At 41.6% G+C, this 22,716-nt stretch carries 16 protein-coding genes and 1 pseudogene; 13 read left to right on the forward strand and 4 right to left on the reverse strand.

Annotation, left to right across the window (positions count from 1 at the left end; all coding sequences use genetic code 11):
* The 6 genes and pseudogenes from A5N88_RS24470 to A5N88_RS17850 all read left to right on the forward strand — a co-directional run.
* Positions 1-2,802 carry an SH3 domain-containing protein gene (locus tag A5N88_RS24470; RefSeq protein WP_083953208.1) on the forward strand — a complete coding sequence of 934 codons (2,802 nt, stop codon included), beginning with the start codon at positions 1-3 and terminating at the stop codon, positions 2,800-2,802.
* Positions 2,803-3,486: 684 nt separating this feature from the next.
* A complete protein-coding gene (locus A5N88_RS17830) occupies positions 3,487-4,641 on the forward strand; it encodes an ROK family protein (RefSeq protein WP_066268440.1) in 1,155 nt (384 codons plus the stop codon).
* A gap of 22 nt (positions 4,642-4,663) precedes the next feature.
* Positions 4,664-5,380, forward strand: a complete 717-nt coding sequence (locus tag A5N88_RS17835; protein ID WP_066268442.1) for a 6-phosphogluconolactonase — start codon at positions 4,664-4,666, stop codon at positions 5,378-5,380.
* Between the two features lie 19 nt (positions 5,381-5,399).
* Positions 5,400-6,320 carry an ROK family protein gene (locus A5N88_RS17840; RefSeq protein WP_066268444.1) on the forward strand — a complete coding sequence of 307 codons (921 nt, stop codon included), beginning with the start codon at positions 5,400-5,402 and terminating at the stop codon, positions 6,318-6,320.
* A 1-nt stretch (position 6,321) separates the two neighbouring features.
* Positions 6,322-7,707 carry a family 4 glycosyl hydrolase gene (locus A5N88_RS17845; protein WP_066268446.1) on the forward strand — a complete coding sequence of 462 codons (1,386 nt, stop codon included), beginning with the start codon at positions 6,322-6,324 and terminating at the stop codon, positions 7,705-7,707.
* 295 nt (positions 7,708-8,002) lie between these two features.
* Positions 8,003-8,261: pseudogene (locus A5N88_RS17850) on the forward strand (IS3 family transposase); the annotation flags it as partial.
* A gap of 200 nt (positions 8,262-8,461) precedes the next feature.
* On the opposite strand, the gene A5N88_RS17855 reads toward A5N88_RS17850, so the two are convergent.
* A complete protein-coding gene (locus A5N88_RS17855) occupies positions 8,462-9,760 on the reverse strand; it encodes an ABC transporter substrate-binding protein (protein WP_066268450.1) in 1,299 nt (432 codons plus the stop codon).
* Positions 9,761-10,357: 597 nt separating this feature from the next.
* Between A5N88_RS17855 and A5N88_RS17860 the strand changes: the two genes are divergently transcribed.
* The 4 genes from A5N88_RS17860 to A5N88_RS17875 all read left to right on the forward strand — a co-directional run bounded on the left by A5N88_RS17860 (position 10,358) and on the right by A5N88_RS17875 (position 14,956).
* Positions 10,358-11,458 carry a Gfo/Idh/MocA family protein gene (locus tag A5N88_RS17860; protein WP_066268452.1) on the forward strand — a complete coding sequence of 367 codons (1,101 nt, stop codon included), beginning with the start codon at positions 10,358-10,360 and terminating at the stop codon, positions 11,456-11,458.
* A gap of 16 nt (positions 11,459-11,474) precedes the next feature.
* The gene (locus A5N88_RS17865) at positions 11,475-12,278 is read left to right on the forward strand and encodes a sugar phosphate isomerase/epimerase family protein (RefSeq protein WP_066268455.1); all 804 of its coding nucleotides are present in this window, start codon (positions 11,475-11,477) and stop codon (positions 12,276-12,278) included.
* Between the two features lie 333 nt (positions 12,279-12,611).
* Positions 12,612-13,754, forward strand: a complete 1,143-nt coding sequence (locus tag A5N88_RS17870; protein WP_066268457.1) for a Gfo/Idh/MocA family protein — start codon at positions 12,612-12,614, stop codon at positions 13,752-13,754.
* Between the two features lie 374 nt (positions 13,755-14,128).
* On the forward strand, positions 14,129-14,956 hold the full coding sequence (locus A5N88_RS17875) for a sugar phosphate isomerase/epimerase family protein (RefSeq protein ID WP_066268459.1): 828 nt from the start codon (positions 14,129-14,131) through the stop codon (positions 14,954-14,956).
* Positions 14,957-15,281: 325 nt separating this feature from the next.
* Here the strand turns inward: A5N88_RS17875 and A5N88_RS25595 are convergent, their stop codons facing one another.
* Positions 15,282-15,467: a hypothetical protein gene (locus A5N88_RS25595; protein ID WP_198160315.1), complete on the reverse strand. Its 186-nt coding sequence runs from the start codon at positions 15,465-15,467 to the stop codon at positions 15,282-15,284.
* A 68-nt stretch (positions 15,468-15,535) separates the two neighbouring features.
* Positions 15,536-16,693, reverse strand: a complete 1,158-nt coding sequence (locus A5N88_RS17885; protein WP_066268465.1) for a M20 metallopeptidase family protein — start codon at positions 16,691-16,693, stop codon at positions 15,536-15,538.
* 200 nt (positions 16,694-16,893) lie between these two features.
* On the opposite strand from A5N88_RS17885, the gene A5N88_RS17890 reads away from it, so the two are divergent.
* From A5N88_RS17890 to A5N88_RS17900, 3 genes are all read left to right on the forward strand, one after another.
* On the forward strand, positions 16,894-18,327 hold the full coding sequence (locus A5N88_RS17890; protein WP_066268467.1) for an MFS transporter: 1,434 nt from the start codon (positions 16,894-16,896) through the stop codon (positions 18,325-18,327).
* A 194-nt stretch (positions 18,328-18,521) separates the two neighbouring features.
* Complete coding sequence (locus A5N88_RS17895; RefSeq protein WP_066268472.1) at positions 18,522-19,301, forward strand: DeoR/GlpR family DNA-binding transcription regulator; 780 nt, start codon at positions 18,522-18,524, stop codon at positions 19,299-19,301.
* On the forward strand, positions 19,294-20,340 hold the full coding sequence (locus A5N88_RS17900; protein ID WP_066268473.1) for an oxidoreductase: 1,047 nt from the start codon (positions 19,294-19,296) through the stop codon (positions 20,338-20,340). Before A5N88_RS17895 ends, A5N88_RS17900 begins: the two co-directional genes overlap by 8 nt.
* 185 nt (positions 20,341-20,525) lie before the next feature.
* On the opposite strand, the gene A5N88_RS17905 is transcribed toward A5N88_RS17900, so the two are convergent.
* Positions 20,526-22,673: a right-handed parallel beta-helix repeat-containing protein gene (locus A5N88_RS17905; protein ID WP_066270656.1), complete on the reverse strand. Its 2,148-nt coding sequence runs from the start codon at positions 22,671-22,673 to the stop codon at positions 20,526-20,528.
* Between the last annotated feature and the right edge of the window lie 43 nt (positions 22,674-22,716).

Consider the following 22,716-nt stretch of genomic DNA (forward strand, 5'->3'; position numbering starts at 1 on the left):
ATGAAGAAACGTGTCGTATTGCCTGCATTTTGTTTTGCAGTATTGTCGTCTGCCGCCTTTGCAAAAACAGTCCATGCTGACACCTTGCATCCTTCGGCAAGTGCAGTGAGCACCAAAAATCCAGTTCAATATGTTGAAGTACATAAAGGATCCTATTTAAATATGAGAAGCAGTGCTTCTGAGAAAGCCACGATTCTCTTGAAGCTTTCAGCAGGAACACCCGTCACCCTTTTATCTCAGTCCAAGGACTGGGCGGAAATTTTTGCGAATGGAAAGACCGGTTATGTAAGCAGTCAATATTTGACCCCATCAAGCAGCACTCCAAGTAAAACCACAGTGAAACCCAGCAGTGTTACGGTGAAATCATCTGAAGTAAAATCCGTTACCAAATACGTTAACGTTTCTACAGGCTCTACGCTGAACCTTAGAAGCAGCGGCTCCACAAAGGCCGGCATCATCGCCTGGCTGAAAAAAGGAACGGCCGTACAGGTGCTTTCCGAATTAAAGGGATGGTCGAAGGTCCAAGTGAGCGGGAAGACCGGTTATGTAAGCAGCCAGTATTTAACGGCTTCAAAACCAGCATCAGCTGCATCCCCAGCCAATCAAAAACCACCACAAGCAAGCATCAGCAGTATACAGAAGCCATCTTCAGCAAAAACTACTCTAAAATATGTGAATTTACAGACAGGATCTACGCTGAACCTGAGAAGCAGCAGCTCCACGAAGGCTGGCATTATCGCCTGGCTGAAAAAAGGAACGGCCGTACAGGTGCTTTCTGAATCAAAAGGCTGGTCAAAGGTTCAAGTGAACCGAAAAACCGGTTATGTAAGCAGCCAGTATTTAACGGCAGCGAAGCCAAGCGGAAGCAGTGCCAAGACAACGTCTTCATCTGGGGCAAGTGCTGCTTCCATCTCAGCACCGCCTAAAAGCACAGCAACTGTCACGAAGTATGTAAAGGTGGGTACTGGTGGCATGCTGAATCTTAGGTCAGCAGGCAGCACAAAAGCCGGCATTATCAGTACGCTGGCAAATAATACGGCTGTAACAGTCGTTTCCGAATCAAATGGCTGGTCAAAGGTTCAGGCCAGCGGGAAAACGGGTTATGTGAGCAGCCAATTTTTAACGGCGGCAAAACCGGCAGGAACAGAAGCAGGAACCAGTACGCCTGCGCCAGTAAAAACTGTTACAAAGTATGTAGTGGTGGACGCAAGTGATTCGCTAAACCTAAGAAGCTCTGCAAGCCTTAACGGAAGTATTTTATCCAAGCTTGTCTTGGGGACGAAGGTAACCGTTTTGTCCGAGTCGAATGGCTGGTCGAAGGTGCTGGTGAATGGAAAAACCGGCTATGTGAACAGCCAATATCTGACTCTTACTTTGCCGGATCCTGTTACCGCATCATCAGACACAAAATATGTGAATGTATCCTCCGTTTCTGGAGTAAGTATGTATACAAAGCCTTCCGATTCTGCATCTGTGATTCTTAAGCTTTCACAGGGCTACCAGGTGCTGGTGCTGTCAGAGGCAGGTGGCTGGTCTTATATTCAGGCATACGGGAAGGACGGCTATGTTCACACGGCGCTTTTAACAGAAACAAAGCCAACCGGCAATACAGGAGCAGGTGGAAGTAATGGAAGTGCAGGTGATCAGCAAGACGTGATTAAGTACGTGGATGTAAACAGTCAATCTAATTTGAATTTGCGCGATTCAGCCTCTGTTACCGGCAATATTCTATCCAGTCTAGCCACTGGAACAGCGGTGAAGGTTTTATCAGAGGCAGGCGGCTGGTCGAAGGTTTCGGTAAATGGAAAAATCGGCTATGTGAGCAGTCAATATTTATCGGATACTCTCGCAACACCTCCCGGATTGGCAAATGGATCAAAGAGCTACACGTATAAGCAATACACTGTATCTTTAAACGACATGGTCAATATTGAAATGAATGCGGGACCGCAGACGGACCGCCAGTACAATACCTACCTGCGCGATGATGCCTTACAGCTGAATAATGCGTCTAACCCAACATCCGGAACCGTTCAAGGGGATAAGTGGAATGTAAGGGGAGGCCCCGGTACCAGCTACTGGACGGTCACACAGGTAAACAACGGAACCGTATTAAGTATTTTATCAGCAGTGAAGGGCTCTGACGGCCATATGTGGTATCAGGTGAAAATCAATCAGACATGGGTCAATGCGAGCCCGGATGATGTGAAGTATTACCTTGATCCCTCTAATTTTGAAAGTGATCCGATAAAATCCTATCAGTTCCTGGATTTGGCGGCTTCTACTAATCTGCAGGCGGATGAGGTCAACTCTCGTATTCTCTCTGGAAAAGGAATCCTTGCCGGAAAGGCTTCATCCTTTATCCAGGCAGGTCAAACCCTGCATATTAACGAAATCTATTTGATTGCCCATGCGCTTTTGGAAACCGGCAATGGCACTTCCCAGCTGGCTAACGGTGTCCAGGTCAACGGCAAAACCGTTTATAATATGTATGGAATTGGTGCCTATGATTCAGATCCGCTTAATTCCGGTGCCCAATTCGCTTATAATGCAGGATGGTTTACCCCTGAGCAGGCGATTATAGGCGGAGCGCAATTTATTGCGCAGGACTATATCAATGCCGGACAAAATACGCTGTATAAAATGAGATGGAACCCGGATGCAGCGGATGCCAGGGGCAATGCAGCCCATCAATATGCGACCGATATCGGCTGGGCCGACAAGCAGATCGTACAGATGCAAAATCTTTATAGTTTAGTCACCTGTTATACGCTGGCGTATGATGTACCGGTATATAAGTAGAAGAAAGCAGCCTGATTGGGCTGCTTTTTTGTGGAGAAAAAGGGTAGATGCTGGACGGGGAGCGGGAATGTTGCAGAAATGGTGAAAAATGTTGCATAAAAGGGCGAAAATGTTGCAATAAAATGAATAAAAGTTGCAATAAAACGAAAAAACGATGCAGAAATCTTTAAAAATGTTGCAAACGGCATGGTGGAAACCTGCAAGAAAGGGAATTGTTTAATGGATGGGTGACTAGGATGTAGACTTTTCCGGGTAGCATAAGAACGTCAACTCCGATTTATGGACCAACTCTATTTTCGTATTGGCATACCTCTGAATCTCGTAATACCCCGACTGATATTTATGGATGATGGTGTATTTCTCTCCTCGGTATATAGCCAGTAATTTTTTCACGGGTATCCCCTTTCTGGGCTACTAAATAAATACTCTTTATTTAGATACCAATATATTAGGAAAATTAAACCATGTTAAATACTTGAAAACGAAATAAATGTGATATAGGGTAGATGCTGCTTAGATAGAAGTCTAATATAGAAAAATTATGCAAAAAATTTGATATTTTTGGATTGACTTTGAATGTGAGAAATCTTTATAATTAAAAATAGGTACAGAGGTACCTATTTATTTTAAATAATTATTTAACTAAATTAATTAATTATGTTTTTTATATAAGGGTGTGAAAATTTGAAATCGTTTTTACCAAATGATATTAAAGATGAAAATAGAAAAATAATTTTTGAGATCTTATTGCAAAATCCTGAGATTGCCAAAGTTGAAATTACAGAAAAAACGACGATGAGCTTTGTAACCGTCAGCAAAATTGTCACTTTCTTTGAGAAGATCGGAATTCTTTCTACAAGTGGTGAGAGCCGCGATGGCAGTGGCGGTTTAGGACGTAAAAGGTCTGTCTATCGTTTCAATGAAAATAGCTTTGTCACGATAGGAATTCAAATCATTGGCAAAAAAATACTTGCAGTTCTGGTTAATTTGCATAGTGAGGTAATCAGCTCCTATTCAGCAGATATGGATATCACTTTTTACAGTGATGAGTTCATTCCACATGTTGCTGAGATCATCTATATTATGAAGAAAAGAGCGGAAGAAAAGAAAGCTGTAATTGTTGGCGTTGGTATTGGTGTAGATGGAGCGATTAATAATAGGAAAAAAACCATCAGAATGAAAATTGATGAAAACAAAGAAGAAGATTACCCTTATGAGAAAATTACACAAAGCCTGGAAGACACAGTAGGTTTACCGATTATTTTGGAAAACGATGTGAACGCTTCAACTATTGCAGAGTTCAGTAAGCTTGATCGGTTTGGAGAAGGGCCAAGTGATTTGGTTCAGATTGCTCTAGGGGAAGGAATTGGAGCAGGGATCATTATCGATAAAAAGCTGCACAGGGGCTACAATGCCAGTGCCGGAGAATTGGAATACATGTGTTTCGATACGGAACATATGAAGTCACCTTTATCTGTAGGCTGGCTGGAAAGTAAATTAAATCTCGATTACCTATCAAAACATTTTGGATTTAAAGCGAATCATATTGAGGAAATGTCTGACGCCGATGCTGATCAGTGCGTTGATTACATTTCAAAATATTTAGCGTTATCCATCACCAATATTATCAGCTTGTTGGATATTAATCATGTTATTGTCAGCGGGAAAACGATCATTTTATTTTCACATAAACAAATAGTAGAAAAAATAAAAAAGTATGTGAACCAATTTACTGGCTGGGAACCGAATATTTCAGCAAGTTTTTCCAACGATGCAACAGCAGTTGGCGCAGGTATACTTTCTTTGCAAAAAGAAATGTCCAAAGTGCTTTCTGGATAATGCTTTTACAGGGAGGATTTTTATGTTGAAGATTTTTGAAAATGAAGAAGCAGTTGCAATAGAAATTGCAAAAGAAATGCAGGAGCAATTACGAAATCAGCCCAACCCGGTATTTTGTTTAGCTTCTGGAAGCACACCGCAGAAAAGCTATTTTCAGTTTGTGAAAAACATGGAAAATAGTTCGGATCGTAAAAAACTCAAGGTCGTAAGCCTGGATGAATGGATTGGAATCGATCGCAATTCAACCGGAAGCTGCTATCAAATGCTAAATGAAGATTTATTTTCTCCTTTAAAACTAGATGAAAGCCAAATCGTTTTTTTTAACGGAACCGCAGAAGATATGAAGCGTGAGTGTGAGAGAATGGATGGTTTCATTCGAAATAATCCCATAACCTTTAGTTTAATGGGTGTAGGGATGAATGGACATATCGGATTAAATGAACCGGGTTCACCTGTATTAGATTACAGCAGTGTTATTCCGTTATCTGAGACCACTAAGGAAGTGGCTCAAAAGTATTTCGATGAGCCTACAACCTTAAGCGATGGGATCACATTAGGATTAGATCAGATCAAAAATAGCTCAAGAGTAGTAGTTGCGATTACAGGTGAAAGAAAAGCCGAAATTGTAAAGCAAATATTTCATCATCCAGATACTCATTTACCAGCTCAAGAATTACTTGGGTACGACCATATTGACTTTTATCTGGATATGGCAGCAGCAAGATATTTGAATAAATAAATACTGCGGGGAGTTTAAAATGGGAGACAAAGTAATAGGGGTTGATATTGGTGGAACGAACATTAGAGTAGGTTTAATTGATATTCATACATTTCAGGTGCTTAAAAAAGACACAGCGCTAGCATTTGAATTCAAAACTGTAAGTGCTTTCTTCAAAGGGATCAAGAATATGATTGAAAGAGTGGATGCCCAAAAGGAAGCTGGGAAAATTGGAATGGCACTGCCGATACCATGGAAAGATGACATGATCAAAATTTCGGATTCTACTAATCTTCCATTATTAGAAGGTATGCTTTTCAGCGATATTAAAGCGTTTTTTCCGGAATATGAAGTGTATTTCGAGAATGATGTGAATGTCATTGCCTTATTAGAAGCAAAGCATGGAGCCTCCAGGGGATATGAACATTCCATTTACATCACTGTTAGTACTGGAATTGGAAGCGGAATGATTTTCAACCAATCCATTTTCCGGGGGACACATGGGTATGCAGGGGAAATTGGAAGTATGATTATTTCCGATGAAAATAAAAATCATCTATTACTGTATAACGGAACGCTGGAATCGTTATGCAGTGGAAACTCTTTAAATGAAGAAAGTGCAAAGCTTTATGGTGAAGGTGCTACAGCAAAGCATTTGTTTGAACAATATAAAAGTGGTGATGCAGGAGCCGTTCATGTAATGGAGGCCTGGATAGACCATTTTTCAAGTGCCATTGCCTCTCTTATGCAAACCATTGATCCGGAGATATTTGTTTTTGGAGGCTCTGTCATCTACCACAATCAATGGTTAATAAATGAAATAATCAAAAGCACAGAGAATAAAGTGTTTGAACAGTTAAAGGATAAAGTGAAAATCGTGCTTTCTAAATATGGTCCAGATGCCGGAATGATTGGTGCCGGATACATAGCTGTAAACAATACGGATGAAGGAGAAAGATAAGATGAAGAATTTAAAAGTATCTTTAGTTGGTGCTGGGAGTATATCCTTTGCGCTTGGAGCTTTGCAGGATTTGGTTTTATCTGAGAAACTTAGGAATCAAGTGAATTTAGAAATTGCCTTAATGGATATTGTTGAAGAAAATCTTGATCGAACCTATCAATATGCAAATAAAATGTTTACGGAGTTTAAGCATCCTGCGAATATATGGAAAACGACAGATTTACCATCTGCACTGACAAATGCTGATTTTGTTATTGTAGCCATTGAAGTAAATAGATATTTTTACTGGTCACAGGATTTCCATATTCCACGACGATTTGGAAGCAAGCAAATCTATGGTGAGAATGGCGGCCCGGGGTCCATGTTCCACACATTAAGAAACTTAAGGCCAATGCTTGAGATTGCTCGAACAATGGAAAAGGTTTGTCCAGATGCATGGTTTATTAACTATACCAATCCAGAGGCAAAACTGGTTGAGGCTGTATCAAAGTTAACCTCCATTAAAATTGTCGGTTTATGCCATGGGCTGGATATGGGAATCGAACAATTATCTGAATTTTTAGAGATGGACAAAGAAGAAATTGCCGTTGAAGGTGGAGGATTGAATCATTTCGGATTCTTCACGAAGATCTGGAATCGAAATACAAATGAAGACTTATATCCACTGTTCCATGAAAAAGAAAAGAAAGCTAATCGTTTAGCTCATTTTGATCACATGGCACTATCAAGGACAATGTATCAAATATATGGGTATTATCCATATCCAGGCACGAATCACTGTGGAGAGTATGTCAGCTATGCTGAAGACTTTTATGCAGGATTGTCATTACAGTTTAGATATGATCCAATCAATGAGAAGCTTTGGGAAGAGGATTCTAGAACACCTGATTTTATTTATTGTGCAAGCGGTAACACCCTGGATAAAGGTCTGTTCTCTGAAGTCAAAACTCAAGAGGTGTGGACAGAAGAAGCGTATGTTTTTGACAAAGATAATGTCAGAATCAGCAATGAATACGCCATTCCGATTATTGAAGCGATCTATTTTGATGAAGAGATTCAATTAAATGCAGTAAACCTGCCGAATAATGGAGCGATAAAAGGGCTGCCGGATGATATGGTAGTGGAAACGCAGGCCATTGTAAATGGGAATGGCATTACATTAAAGCCGATGACGGTAGACCTTCCAACAGCCATCATTGGAACCATCCATATACAAGGAACCATTCATCAATTATTAATTGAGGCATTTCTTGAAGGTTCAAAAACGAAATTGCTGCAAGCCATATTACTGGATCCTCAAGCACCGAGCTACTATCAAGCATGTGCCATGATTGATGAAATGTGTAAGCTGCAACAGGATATCCTGCCTAAACTTGAGTGGAAATAAAATATGAAGGTTGATTTAGACCCTTGAGCTAAGATAAGTGGCAAAAGATAGATAGATGTTTAACGGCTTTCCAGAACTATAAATGTGCAAACTCTATTTGCACACCTATTAAGAACCAACAAAAAAGGGAAGAGCATGAATTTTTATGTGCTCTTCCCTTCTTTTAATCCAGTAAATACAGACCCAGTTTTAACCTCTGGCGGTAGAATCATTGTCACGATAATGATTAGGAAAAGGGGCTTGCTTACTTTCCATTGGATTTTCGAAATCGAATAGGCAACCAATGGCGCCGAAAACTCATCAGGCATTTCAAAAAGCAATAAAAAAACTTGGGCTACGCCAATCTATGTCAAGAAGAGGAAACTGTTGGGATAAAGCTCCTCAAAAATCTTTCTTTGGCCATCTTAAAGATATTAAAGCATGTACAACTTTTGATGAATTAAAAAAAGAAATTAAACAATACTTGATTTATTACAATCAATATAGATACCAATGGAATTAAAAAAGATGACCCCCCTGTTCAATACAGAGATCATCTTCTTAAAACTGCCTAAGTTTTTTTGAAAATGTCCTTTACAAAGGGTACAGTTTAAAATTCCTAGTTTCCTTCTTATTTAACGACGTTCTTCTGTTTCTCGATCGTGATAAAGGTAATGTGGGTGATTTCATCAGTTTCATCAGAGTGGTTCCTTTTTGTAAAAACTCCTCCTGTCATTTTGCAATAACAGGAGGGGCCCAGCATCAAAAATATTTATCAATTGGTATTTTGGGCTAATGGTTGAATCTTGTCTTTAATGGCTTTCAATCCGCTATCAACTGAAGTTTTTCCTCGCAGGATTGCATCATACTCTGTAGAGATTTCAGCTAAATAATCATTCAAAAACGGTACTTGTGGCTGCATGCTCATTTTCGGACCTTGTGAATATTTCAAGAACTCTGTAAATCCTGGTACTCTTTTAAATGATGGATCATTTAAGGCACTCTTTCTTGGTGCCAGGTTACCAAGAGAGGTAGCGAGTTTTACCATTTGTGCTTTAGAGGTTAACCATTTCAAGAACTCCCAGGCCTCTTGAGGGTGCTTTGAACCTTTAGGAATATAAAGCGCACCTACATTGATATACCCAGCATTTTTCGCATCTGGATGCGATTCATCATAAGGGATCGGTACAACGCCATAATTCAGGTTCGGGGCATATTCTTTAACAAACGTTGTCAACCATTCTCCGTCAAAAGCCATTGCAGCTTGTCCGGTGAAAAACGGGTTTTGAGCAGAAGCATAATTCCCAAGACCGGAACCATATCGATCAAGGTTGCTGGAACCATATTTATCCCACATATCTTTATAAAATTGTACGGTAGCTTTAAATCCAGGATTATCCGGTGTTATTTCTTTTTTAGCCGGATCCCATATGCTTCCGTCGAAAGAAAACATATACATCGTCGGATCCTGTTCAGGCCACAATCCTATCCGTTCCAAATTCCCCTTTTTATCTACAATGCTTAATTTATCAGCGTCGGCCTTCAATTCTTGCATTGTTTGCGGTGGATTAGCAATCCCTGCTTTTTTAAATAGATCCTTGTTGTAATATAACATCCAGGTATTCATGACAATTGGGAGTGCATAGGTTTTATCATTATATTGCACAGCTTTAAGAGCTGCAGGCAAGAAATCGCTGGTATCATAATGATCTTTTTTCATAAAGTCATCAAGGGGTGTCATAGCTCCTTTGGAACTCCAAGAAGCGACGTTGTCTTGATCATATTGACTAGCCAGATCTGGAGGGTTGTTCCCAACGATTGCCGTCATTTGTTTTTGCTCGTCGCCTTGACTTAAACCAACGACCTGTATTTTATTTTGACTCGCGTTATATTCCTTGATCAACTGATCCATGACACTGCCTTCTTTTCCTCCCCAAGTGTACCAGAAGTTGATCTTCACTTTCTGCCCTGTACTATTATCAGCAGTACCATTAACACTTGAACTACATCCACTAAGAGTAGCTAAACTCATGAGAGCGGTTACAGTTAATCCAATGAGAAATTTTCTTTTCATAGATATACCCCCTTCACGTGATAACAATAGAGAACGCAATGATAAAATATGAAAGCTATGTATAAAAACTTTTTGTTTGACCAGCCCCCTTTTTTATTAAGATACCTATTTAGCATAATAACCATAGAAACGTTTCACAAAATCAGTATAAAATACGGCAAAAATGATTGCAATAATTTTTTGATTATTCTGTTTTAAGTAGGTTTTGTTATTGACTCCGCTTAAGAAAGCGGTTAAAATTATTTGTGTATGCTATAGAAACGTTTCTACGTTTAGAAGATTTGTAAGTGGTTCATGTGCAAAGTAACAAAAGAATGTATGCTTTGCGGATAAAGTTAAATAAAATTCAAATAAGTTAAGCAACTACATTAGATGAAAAAATTTCCCGACTGATGCAATTAGCCACTCTCTTCTTAAAAGGAGCGGCAGATAAAGGATAAATTACAGGTCCTATGGAAGAAATGGGTATCACACCAATTTGCTTTTACTTTTGCCGTTGCAACAAAAAAATAGGCAGTAAAGTGAAGCTGTCTTAATAATAGTCAGATTTTTCAGATGAGTTAAAAAGGGAAATTTAAACAATAAAGAGGTGACACGATGAAATTTTATATAATTGGCGCGGGAGTGATTGCGAGATCGCACGCAGAAGCTATCCGTAAACTTCCAAATTTTGATGAAATAGAAATGAAGGTCGCGGATCCTAACCCACAGGCATTAAGTGGGTTTGTGGAACGTTACCCTGATGTAGTTACATTTTCAGATGCAAGAACAATGCTTGCGGAAGAAGCGAAAAAAGACGATATTGTTGTCATCTGCACGCCTCCTTTTACACATTATGAGCTGTCCCGAATGGCTCTGGAATCCGGGAGGCATGTATTATGTGAAAAACCACTAGCCATGAATCGTCAGGAGGCTGATGACCTGCTTGAATGTGCCAGAAGAAAGAATCGTCTGCTGGGATGCTGCAGTGATAGATTCATAGGCCTGCCCAAAACAGAAGAAATCAAGCGGCTGGTTCAATCTGATGCAATAGGAGACATATATAAAGTGACATTTACTTACCGTGGGCAAAGATCTAGAGCTGGAGTGGAGTACCAACCAGAAAGCAGATGGTTTTTGGATCGTTCCAAGAGTGGCGGCGGGGTTGTCATGGATTGGGGACCTTATGATTTTGCGATATTGAATGACGTTTTTAAACCTTCGTCCATTGATATAGCAGCAGCATGGGTAAGCAAACCTCAAACACAAGCCGATCCTGTGAATACGACATACGACGTAGAAGGCCATGCAGGAGCGATGATGAAATATCATCTTGATGGCAAGACGATATGGGTACACTACGAGCGTGCATCCTGTACACACGGCAAACCATATCATCTGGTTGAAATAGAAGGAACACGTGGAGCCCTTGAATGGTCGCCTTATTTCGAGTCTGACAAGGTCATCTGCAGAACAGATAAAGATGGCGAAGTTGTTATAAATGAGAAGGATATTAATAATAAAAGTGACATCGGTGTAATGGATCACCCAATCTATTATTTCTATCACAAAGTAAAGGGAGAACCATCACCTGCATTGATTAATGAGCAAACGGTCTTTAATTTTTCGTGCTTGCAGGCTCTGTACGAGTGTGCGGATACTGGAATGTTACAGACAGTGACTGTTGGCGGGATCCAATCGAACCCAGTAATGAAATGATGAGGAGGTCGGTTGCATGAATATTCTAGGATTCTCCACAGGAATGTACGGCTGGAATGAGAGATATTGGCTCGACTACAAAAAAGAAGCCTCGTGGGAGGACATATTTCGTGATTGTGCAGAGGCAGGGGTGGATGCAGTAGAACTAGATCCATCTCCCAACCTGGTGAAACTGGCAAAATCTTTCGGATTATCTGTTTCCAGTGCATATGTGGGGCTTCAGCTTCATGAAGCGGCACTTGATGTAGAAAAAGACATTATGCCGGTAGCAAGAAGATTGTCAGAGGCCGGAGGTAAAGATCTGGTGGTGAATGCCGATCCGAAGGGAGGCTGGGGTGTCTCTCTTCCCAAAACGGAAGATGAGTTTAAACGTCAAGGAGATCATTTATCCCAAATTGCTATCGCTGCAGGAACGCTCGGTTTGAAAGTAAGTATGCATAACCATGCCGATGATAAGCACAATGCAGAAGGGGATCTTCGCTCTGTGATTGAATACTCCAGTCCCGAAGTCGGGCTCTGTATCGACACGGGATGGGCATACGTTGCGGGATACGATCCGATTGAGTGGATACAGAAATATCCAGATAGACTACACACGTTTCATTTAAGAAACCAAAAGGGCCGAATCCCAACAGAAGACCTGATTGATGGGGAAATTAACATGCGAAAACTCATCCACGTGTTGAAGGATATCAGATATAAAGGGTGGCTTACTCTTGAGTTGTGGCATCGAGAGGATAATCATCCGCAACGGACGATGGTGGAAGATACCAGGATATCGATTGATTATCTTAAACAAATGATACAGGAAATCGAATAGGGGAAGGAAGCAGCATTTCAAACGAATTCAAAGACGGAAAGCATGATTCAATTGCTTCATTACCAATAATTTATTGAACTGCTTGGTCCAAAGACAATGAGTGAACCAAGCATTCAGAGCATGAGTTGATTAGACAAGAAAAAAACATATTCTATCTAGGCATACATAAAGCGATCAAATGAATGAGATGCAACGAAATGTTGTTGAACTGATTATCTCCGTTCAGGATAGGCTTCCGAGGGAGTCTATCCTCTTTTCGCTTTAAGCTGTAGAAAATGTGAGAAATCTCATGAACAACTTGAAAATTGAGAAGAGTATAAGGAGAGGAAACAAATGAATGAAAAAAAAATTAAAATGGGCTTAGTTGGGCTTGGCAATATCGGACAGACACACTTTGAAATCTTAGCTGAACTCGAACAGATTGAGCTTGTAGGCGTATGTGATTTTGATAAGAAAAGAGCAGATGATTATGCTGCTAAAGCCAAAACAACCCCATACTATAACCATATCGATCTTTTCAATCAATCAGGACTAGAAGCAGTTATGATCGCTGTTCCACATTATCATCATTCTACGATTGCAATCGATGCGTTCGAGAGGGGACTGCACGTGCTTTGCGAGAAGCCGTTAGCAGTCCATGTAAACGAAGCTCATCGCACGATTGAGGCCTATAAAGCTGCAAAGCAAGATCATCCTGGTTTAGTATTTGCGATAATGTTTCAAGAAAGAACACTCCCCTTTTACAAAAAAATTAAAGAGATATTGGACGGAAGAGTGTTGGGACGTATTATGCGAGCAACCTGGATCAATACAGCATGGTTTCGATCTCAAGCCTACTATGAAAGTGGAGGTTGGCGGGCAACTTGGGCTGGGGAAGGGGGTGGAATATTAACGAATCAATGCCCACATAACCTTGATTTTTATCAGTGGGCATTCGGTGTCCCAACCCGCATTAGCGGACATGCATCTATTGGTAAATATCACAATATCGAGGTTGAGGATGAAGTTACCGCATACTTTGAACACGAGAACGGCATGGTGGGACATTTCATAGTGTCGACTGCCGAATCACCGGGAACCAACCGACTAGAGATAGTTGGGGAGAATGGGAGAATTCTCTATGAAGATGGGAGGATGATCCATTATCGAAACCCGATTTCTGTTTTGAAACACCTTGAGGAAACAAATGGTTATTTTACAAATCTGGAAACGATAGAAGAGGAAATTCATGTAGATCAAAACAAACCTACGGGGCATAAAGTCGTGACGGAAAATTTTATTTCTTCGATTCTCAATGGAGATGATAATCTAATTGCTCATGGTACAGAAGGAATTAAATCTATTATAATTGCGAACGGAATTATGCTTTCATCGTTTACCAAAAACATCGTTGAGGTTCCATATGACGCAAATGAGTTCGAACGATACCTGGAACAATTGATTCAATCATCTAAAGTTCGTAAAGAAATAAAGTAAAGTTGAAGAAAGAATATGCAAAATCGTTAACATGTCTGTAAAAGCAAGCCGCTTAAAGATTAGATATTCACTCTAAGCGGCTTTTTAATACTTTTTTCATGTTTACTAAGACCCTGGAATATTAACTGTCTTATATCTTGTCTGCTCTTCCTATAAGGCACATCATTCTGGACCGAAAAACAACGCTTTTCCGGAAAGGATCGATATGTGAATGAAAGGAATTGCTGATTTGATTTATGAATCTTAAATAATTAAGGTAACGCCATTAGAATACAGTAAATAACGAATATATAAGTATTTCAAGTAATCATAGCAATCATTCTTCCTTTTAAGAAGCTCGTAATAATACAAGATATTCATAAGGAGGTAAAGTAATGGTGACCTTATCTGGCTTTGCTGATGAAATTTCATCAGATTTAGATGTTCAATTGAACATATTGCAATCAGAAGGAATTAGATATATTGAATTCAGGGGGATTTGGAATAAGAATGTTCTTGATTTGACAGATAATGAATTGACAAAAATGAAAAAAGTATTACATCAAAAGGGATTTCGAATATCTTCCATTGGGTCTCCAATCGGGAAAATTAGTATAATTGATAACTTCGAAGAACATGTTAAAAGATTTGAAAGGGCAATCTACGTTGCTAAGTTTTTTGATACAAAATATATTCGTATCTTTTCTTTCTATATTCCTGGAGGTAAAGATCCTGAATTTTATCGGGATGAAGTGATGCGCAGGCTGTCAAAACTGGTGAAAAAAGCGGAAGAGGAAGGAATTGTGCTCCTTCATGAAAATGAAAAAGACACATATGGTGACAACGCTGAACGTTGCCTGGATATAATGAAGACCATTCATTCTTCTCATTTACAGAGCGCTTTTGACCCTGCTAATTTCGTGCAATGTGGTGTAAAACCTTATTCGGAAGCTTACCCCTTGCTCCAGCCCTATATAGAGTATGTTCATATTAAGGATGCATTGTTTATAGATGGAAAAGAAGTACCGGCAGGACAAGGAGATGGTGAAGTGCAGGAAGTGTTAGGTGCGCTAATAAACAGAGGATACAATGGGTATCTATCCCTTGAACCTCATTTGGCTGCGTCCGGAACGTTTTCAGGCTTCAGCGGACCAGAACTTTTTAAAGTATCGGCTCAGGCTTTAAAGGATTTGCTAACAGAATTACAGTACGCATGGAAATAATATAGAGTAGGAGAAATGAATTAAACGGTGTACTTGGGGCATTGGTACAAACAATAAGTGCTTATCCAGGGTTATCGGCAAGACTCGAAGTATTTGGAACTGCCAAAAGTGCAATTGTTAATGTTTATATTTTTATCAAATTTTTAAAGGGTGCGGCATTGAATACTGAGAGTTCATTATGGTAATCAAGCTAGAATTACCTACTATTTCACAAAGGATGGCAAGCTTGGATACTTTTAAAAGATAAATAATTTAATAAAGTATGGTATTGAATATTTTTCAAGATAAAGAAGATGTAAAAAGTCTAGCCTTTTTTGCGCCTAAATTAATTGAAAAGTAGAAGTGCTGATGATAATTGAATTTCAGTGCTTTCTAGCTTTTCTTTTTTTATATATGCCGAAACATACTCGTAAAACGGAAAGAATGTTGCAATAATCTCCATTAATGTTGCAAACCATAGAAAATAGCCATTCCCCTCACCACGTGCTGCCCCACACAAGTAAATCTGCACTCCGCCCGCCACTCCTGCACCGCCGCCCGCACAAAAAAAAGCACCCTCCCAAGGAGAGTGCAAAACGATTAAGCATTCAGCGCCAGCTGGATCATCAATTCGATGGCCGTTGGGATGGCATCTTCGTCGATGTCAAAGCGCGGGTGGTGGTGAGGGTATTGGCTTTTTTCGCTTTTCATGCCGACATCGATGAAGGCGCCGGTTTTTTCTTTCAGGTAATAGGAAAAGTCCTCGGCTCCGGTTGATGGCTCCTGTAAAACAAAGACATCTGGTCCGAAGGTTTTTTCAATGATGCCTTGGGCAAATTCGCAGGCTTCCGGATGGTTGTAGAGCGGGATGGTGCCTTCGATAAATTCATAATGCCCTTTCGCGCCAAAGCTGGCACAAAGCATTTCTGTCAGCTGCTGCGTTTTGGTCTTCAGAAGTTCGGCTGCTTCGTATGTCATGGCGCGCATGGTTCCTTTAAGCCTTGCTTCAGACGGAATGACATTATAGGAGTTCCCTGCCTGAAGGCCGCCGAATGAAATCACGCCTGCTTCGTGCGGATGAAGATTGCGGCTGATGATGGATTGAAACGCCTGAATTAGGTGTGACGCTACGTAAATTGGATCGACTGCATTTTGCGGCTGGCCTCCGTGACCGCCGACGCCTTCGATGCGGATGTCAAAATCATTGCAGGAGGCTCTGGATGGTCCGACCGCAAAGCCAATTTTTCCAAGCTCCAGGCCGGACATTAAATGGATGCCGTAAATGGCATCGACACCATCCAGCACTCCTTCTTGCACGAGCTGTTGGGCACCGCTTGGAGAGGCTTCCTCAGAGCTTTGGAAAATCAGGCGGATATTGTTTTTTACCAAGTGAGGATTTTCACTCATCCATTTCGATACGGAAAGCAGGATGGCAGTGTGTCCGTCGTGTCCGCAGGCGTGCATGACTCCCGGAACGGTAGATTGATAGGGCGCATCGTTTTCTTCAGTAATGGGCAGTGCATCCATATCGGCTCTAAGTGCAATTGTCTTAGCACCTTCTGTTCCTTTAAAAAAGGCCACAACACTCGGAGGTGAAAACTGCGGCTCTAATGGAATGCCAAACTCAGCCAGCTTTTCTTTTACATAAGCGGCTGTATTGTATTCCTGTCCTGAAAGCTCCGGGTGCCTGTGCAGGTGTCTGCGTTGTTCAATCGCCCAGTCCTTTAATTGTGAATCTACTAATGCAGCTGTTAACATGGCGTATCCTCCGTTTTCTGTGCATTCTTTTTAATAGTATTCTTCAACACAAATCGAGTTCCCTTTAAAATTAATAGATATGAATAATTATATAATCATTTGCATTAATATACAACATTTACCCATTTCTTTACAGGTTTAGAAAGTAGACACAAAAGGTATTATAGTTTAAAAGTCCAGTAGAGAGAGGAAAATGGAATATGGGTAATCATGCGGTGGAGCCGTTTGGTCATTCTTCAGGGAAGCCTGAAAAGCTTAGGCTGAGAGAGAAGATTGCCTACGGATTAGGGGATGTGGGCAATAATTTTTTATTTGATTTGGGCCAAATCTATTTATTGAAGTTTTATACGGATACCCTTGGGCTGCCTTCTGCGGCTGCAGGGCTGGTCTTTTTAATATCAAAGGTGTGGGATGCGATTGCGGATATTTCCGTTGGCACCTGGGTGGACAATCGCAAGCGAATTGGAAGGAAGGGCAAGTTCAGGCCGTTTATCCTGTATACAGCCGTTCCGCTTGCACTGATTACCATTGTAAGCTTTACGAATCCTCATTTTACGATTACCGGAAAATTGATATGGGCCTATCTAACCTATATGGCGTTCGGAACCATCTATAGTATTTCAAATGTTCCGTTCGGGTCCATGATTCCGGCAATGACGAAGGATCCGGCAGAAAGGGCACAGCTGGCTTCTTTTAGGCAGGCGGGTTCTAATTTGGGTCTGCTGATTTCAACGGTTGGATTCATGCCCATTGTATTAAGCGCCCATAACAATACGAATGGCTACCTTTTGGCGGTGTCCATCTTTGCCGTGGCGGGAGCTTTGATCCAAATCATTTCCTACGCCAATATTAAAGAAAGATATGCCGAGGAAAAACCAGCTGAAGCCAAAATGAAGATGAGCGACAGCTATAAAGCGATTTTTAAAAACAGGCCGCTGCTCGTCCTGTGCCTGGTGAACCTGTTTACCTTTTCTGCTTTTAATGTAAAGCTTGCTGTTCAGGTGTACTATTGCCAGTATGTGTTGAAGAATATTTCAATCGTTCCTTATATGGGATTCTTCAGTATGGGATGTGTCTTTATCGGCTGTGCGATTGTACCATTCCTTTCAAAACGAATGGGGAAAAAAGCGACCTATATGCTTGGATGTGCGATTTGGTCAGCGGGAGATCTTGCGGCGTTCCTTTTTGCCCATAATGCTGTGACGTTCATTGCCTTCGCATGCCTGGCTTATTTCGGAAGCTCCTTTGTCAACAGTCTAAACTGGGCTCTGGTATCCGATGCCGTGGAATATGGAGAATGGAAAACCGGCCAGCGATCAGAGGGAGTGGTGTATTCTTTCTTTACCTTTTTCCGCAAGGTATCCTCGGCGGTCGCAGGATTTGTTCCCGGTGTGGTCTTAAGCTTTGTAGGTTATGTGCCGAATGCTGCACAAAGCATGAAAGCAATAGCGGGCATCAAGGGCTTGATGTTTATTTATCCCGGAGTGCTGGCCGTTGCGACCATCATCGTTATGGCGGTCTGGTACAAGCTTTCCGACAGCCGATATAAAGAGATTGTGGCAGAACTGAACGCGCGAAAGAGTAAAGGACACATCTTGAAAACGGACTTGCAGACAAAGGAAGTTTCGCTTTAAATGTTTGATTTTTTCGAAAAATGGGTAGAGTCTAGGTAAAGACACTCCATATTATAGAGAAAAGGGGGGAGCCAATTCGGTTCCTCTTTTTTGTTTTATTTAAGTAAAAAACTTATATTAAGTTTTTTACTTGATTTCTACTCGCATTCTGCTTTATTCTAGAAGAAAGCAAAACGTGCGAAGGAGGTGGAGCGATGTCCCAAAAGCAGCGTTTGGAAAGAGTGCGTGAATGGCTTGCCGTTCACAAGGAAATTACGCTTGAGGGCCTGATGGAGGAATTCGAGGTTTCGCGGGATACAGCCAGGCGTGATCTGGTGAAGCTGGAGGAGGATGGCGATGTGATCCGTGTGAAGGGCGGCGCTATTTTATCCAAGGAGGTTCCGCAGATAAAGCAATACCATAAGCGGGATCAGACAGTGGCAAAAGAAAAAATTGCCCAAAAAGCCAGCACCTTTATCCAGGATTTTGACTTTATCCTCTTTGATACGTCGACAACGGTCGCTCTCACGGCCAAGTATATGAAAACGAAAGAAGCTACGGTTCTCACAAATTCAATCGATATCGTGAATATTTTAGCGGAGCGTCCGGAAGTTAAGGTGTATATGGCCGGCGGAAGATTTAACGCCTTCAACCGTAATTTTGTGGGCTTCCATACCGCGGAGGAGCTGGAAAAGTACAAGGCCGATATCCTGTTTATCGGAGCCTGCGGATTAGGGAGCAACGGTCTGACGACACCGGATGAAGAAGAAGCCTTTGTAAAAAAAAGCATGATTAAAGCAGCACGGAAAGTTATTGTACTGACGGATCATACAAAGTTCCACAAGGATTTCTTTCATCGGGTCTGCGATTTATCCGTGATTGATACGGTCATTACCGATGAATGGCCGGATGAAGAAATGCAGCAGCTGATGCGTATGCATGAGATCGAGCACATTACAATACCAAACGAAGGGAAGCGTGAGGAAGATGAATAAAATAAAAGCAGGATTAGTCGGGTATGGATTTTCAGGTGCTACGTTTCATGCACCGTTTTTAAAAGTCTTGGAGGAGTTTGACTTAGTTAAAGTGATGTCGTCCCATCCTGAAAAGGTCCATGAAAATCTAAAGGACGTAGAAGTCGTTCCGAACCTGGAAGATGTTTTAGAGGATTCTTCTATAGAATTGGTGATTATCACGACTCCAAATCCGCTTCACTATGAGATGGCGAAAAAAAGCTTATCCCACGGGAAGCATGTGATTATAGAAAAGCCTATGGTCATTGATCCGGAGGAAGCGAAGGACCTGATTCAACTGGCGAAAGAGCAGGGACTCATGTTAAGTGTCTACCAAAATCGCCGGTGGGACGGTGATTTTTTAACCATTCAGCAATTGATTACGAATGGAGATTTAGGAGATATTGCCACATACGAAGCTCATTTCGACCGGTTCCGTCCGGAAGTGCGGTATCGCTGGAGGGAACAGCCTGGAAAAGGCGCGGGCATGCTGTATGATCTGGGTGCTCATTTAATTGACCAGGCACTTCATCTATTTGGAAAGCCGCAATTCGTGCAGGCGGATGTTTTTCCACAGCGTCCCCACGGAGAAGTGGATGATTATTTTCATATTATCCTGGGCTATGAAAAGCTGCGCGTCATTTTGCATTCGGGCTCCATTGTAAAAGGCAAAAGCCCGCGGTATCTTGTCCATGGCCGGAATGGCAGCTTTGTGAAATATGGAATAGATGGTCAGGAGGATGCCTTAAGAGCAGGACAGCTTCCTGCCGGAGAAGGCTGGGGAGAGGACAAGCCCGAGTTCTACGGTGAATTAACGGTGGAGGCAGATGGACAGGATGTCGTGAAAAAAGTAGAGACCATCCCTGGTTCCTACCAAACCTACTATAAAAAGGTCTATGAGCATATCAGAAGCGGTGCGCCTTGTCCTGTACCAGGGGAAGACGGGCTGAGAACGATAGAAGTCATACATGCTGCGTTGGAGAGCAGCAGGGAGAAGAAGGCTGTGTTTTTAAACGATTGAGTGAACATAGAAGGAGCCGGGCATCAAGTGGATGCCGGCTCCTTTATTTATGATAACAATGTGATTTCTGAGCGCCGATCGGATTTCTCCGTCTTCTCCCTGCGATAAGTCAACATCTAGTTTCCTTTATCTCAGTCGAAGACTACGGAATCCGTACGCCGATGAACAAGGCGCATGCGCTTTTCTTATGGCTTGATGATTTGGTTGTTTTTATTTATATCTGACGCTTTTAAATGCAACGTAGTGTTGATGAGTGTATTGTTCTCAATATCATATGGTGGAGCGGCTTTTCCGCCATTAATGGTATCGATTCCTTCACGGTTGACTTTTGCCTGGATGGTATTGCCTTTTACAGAGGCTGCGTAAATGCTTGTTGGATCGGTTGCGGAGTAATCCCTGCCAATTTGGATAATCGCATGATCTGCCTTCACTTTTGTGATATCTGTAAACGTATTATTGAGGACATTTATTGCTTTGGCTTGCAGTGCGACAATTGTAGGCCCTGTTAAATCCTTCGTGTAGGTGAAAGTGGAATTTTGAATGGTAGCTTGAGTGTTAAGGCTGTAGGTATAGAGAGTCGAATCATTGAATCTCCACTTGTTCAACACAGTTTTGCCTGGGTTGTTCAATTCGAATACGCCATTGCTGCTTGTGGCATTTGTATAGACGCCTGCCGGCAGGCTCATTTCCGGTGTGTTGGTTAATGTAAGATTATTGTAGGCGTTCTGGCTGTTTCCATTTCCGCTGAAGCTGTTATTTTCCTTCAGTGTGATATTGGTCAGCGTGATAGGCATTCCATCCACACTGATGCCTCCTGTGCTGGTTGAATTACTGGATGATTTAAAAGATAGATTGGATGCCTGGATACCATTTTTAACCGTTTGAGTGAATCCGACACTCGAGTCGGTTCCGTCGATTCCATCGACCGTAACATTTAATCCGCCTTCAAATTTTGCAGAGCTGGAGATGAGTTTATTTTGCAGAAATTGAGTGTTTCCGAAGGCATCAACGTCTGTGTGGTCAAAGGTATTGTTTTGCACAAGGGCTCCTATATAGGAAGGATTAACGGAAAACTGTCCGCCTGGCCCGAAATAGTTATCGGTTACCGTAGCATCTCCGCCATAGGAAAGGACCATCTGAATGACATTATTGTTAAATTGGTTTCCTTTAATGAGTGTGTGAATGGCTGGATAAAATCCCGGCTCAATATCAATTCCGCTTTGAGGATCGGTTCCGCTGATATCATGAATACGATTATTGATGATTTGCAGATTATCCGTTGCACCGACAGTAATACCCTGCCGCCGGTTAAAGCCGATATCACAGTTTTGAATGGTCATGTTTTCAGTGACAGCTACGGACATCCGGTTGACGTTTACATTCTTTGTGGAATTAGCATTGAATACGACCCGGAAGTAATCGGCATCCTGCGGTATGTGCGAATATCCCCAGGTGGAATTAAAGTGCTGGTTCTTTTCTGCTTTAATAAAGCTGCCATCCTTGCGGTAATAGAATAAATCATAGTAGCCTGTTACTCCGTTAGGGAGCCACATCATAAGATTTCGGTAATGAGCATTTTGGTAAATGGGGTTGCTGAAATTTTCTACATTATAATTATTGGAGCGGACTTTTCCTTTTTGGGGAATAGGATTTCCGTTGTCATCAATACCGCCTGTTTCTACATCCTTGGAGGTAATGTACTGCCCATATATAGCCGCTCCCCCTGTTTCAATGCCATCCCCTGTGAAATTGAGGATTTTCACTCCATCGATCACGACATTTTGAGGGCCTTCTGTAAAGATGCCGTCTCCCCATTCGTGCGTTCCATCCAAGCCAGGTCCCTTCTGAGAATAATCATGCGTATCACGGTCCCCCCGCAGTGTCCCTCCCTTAATCACAGCATTTGTGACATCGGGTCCAAGATAGATGACGGAGTAAATCTCAAATCCATTCGTTTCTTTTTGAAGTACCGTTTTATCGCTTAACAGCAGGGTCATGTTGCTTACCATATTGATTCGTGCGTCCGGATCTGCTTCCTTGATCCCTTTTGAAATGAGATAGGTGCCATCTGGAATTTGCAGTGTTTTATAGCCGTTGGCTTGAGCCCATCGGAGAGCAGCGTTGATTCCATTTGTGGTGCTGTCAGCGTGTGTCCCGTCATTGTATACACCAAATCGCTTAAGATCGAGAGTATAGACAGGGCCATCAATGGAGCTGGTTTTTCCTATTTTTTGTTTGGCTGCAGAATGATTAGCGGGACTCGCGTTAATTGCCGCTGCAGAACTGCCCGTCAGCATAAGAACGAGTGCAGCTGGAATAATCCATTTTTTCATCGTACTTCCTGCTTTCTTAAAAAAGTAGCTTCCACCCTCAGTA

The sequence above is a fragment of the Heyndrickxia acidicola genome, assembly GCF_001636425.1.
Lineage (GTDB): Bacteria > Bacillota > Bacilli > Bacillales > Bacillaceae_C > Bacillus_AE > Bacillus_AE acidicola.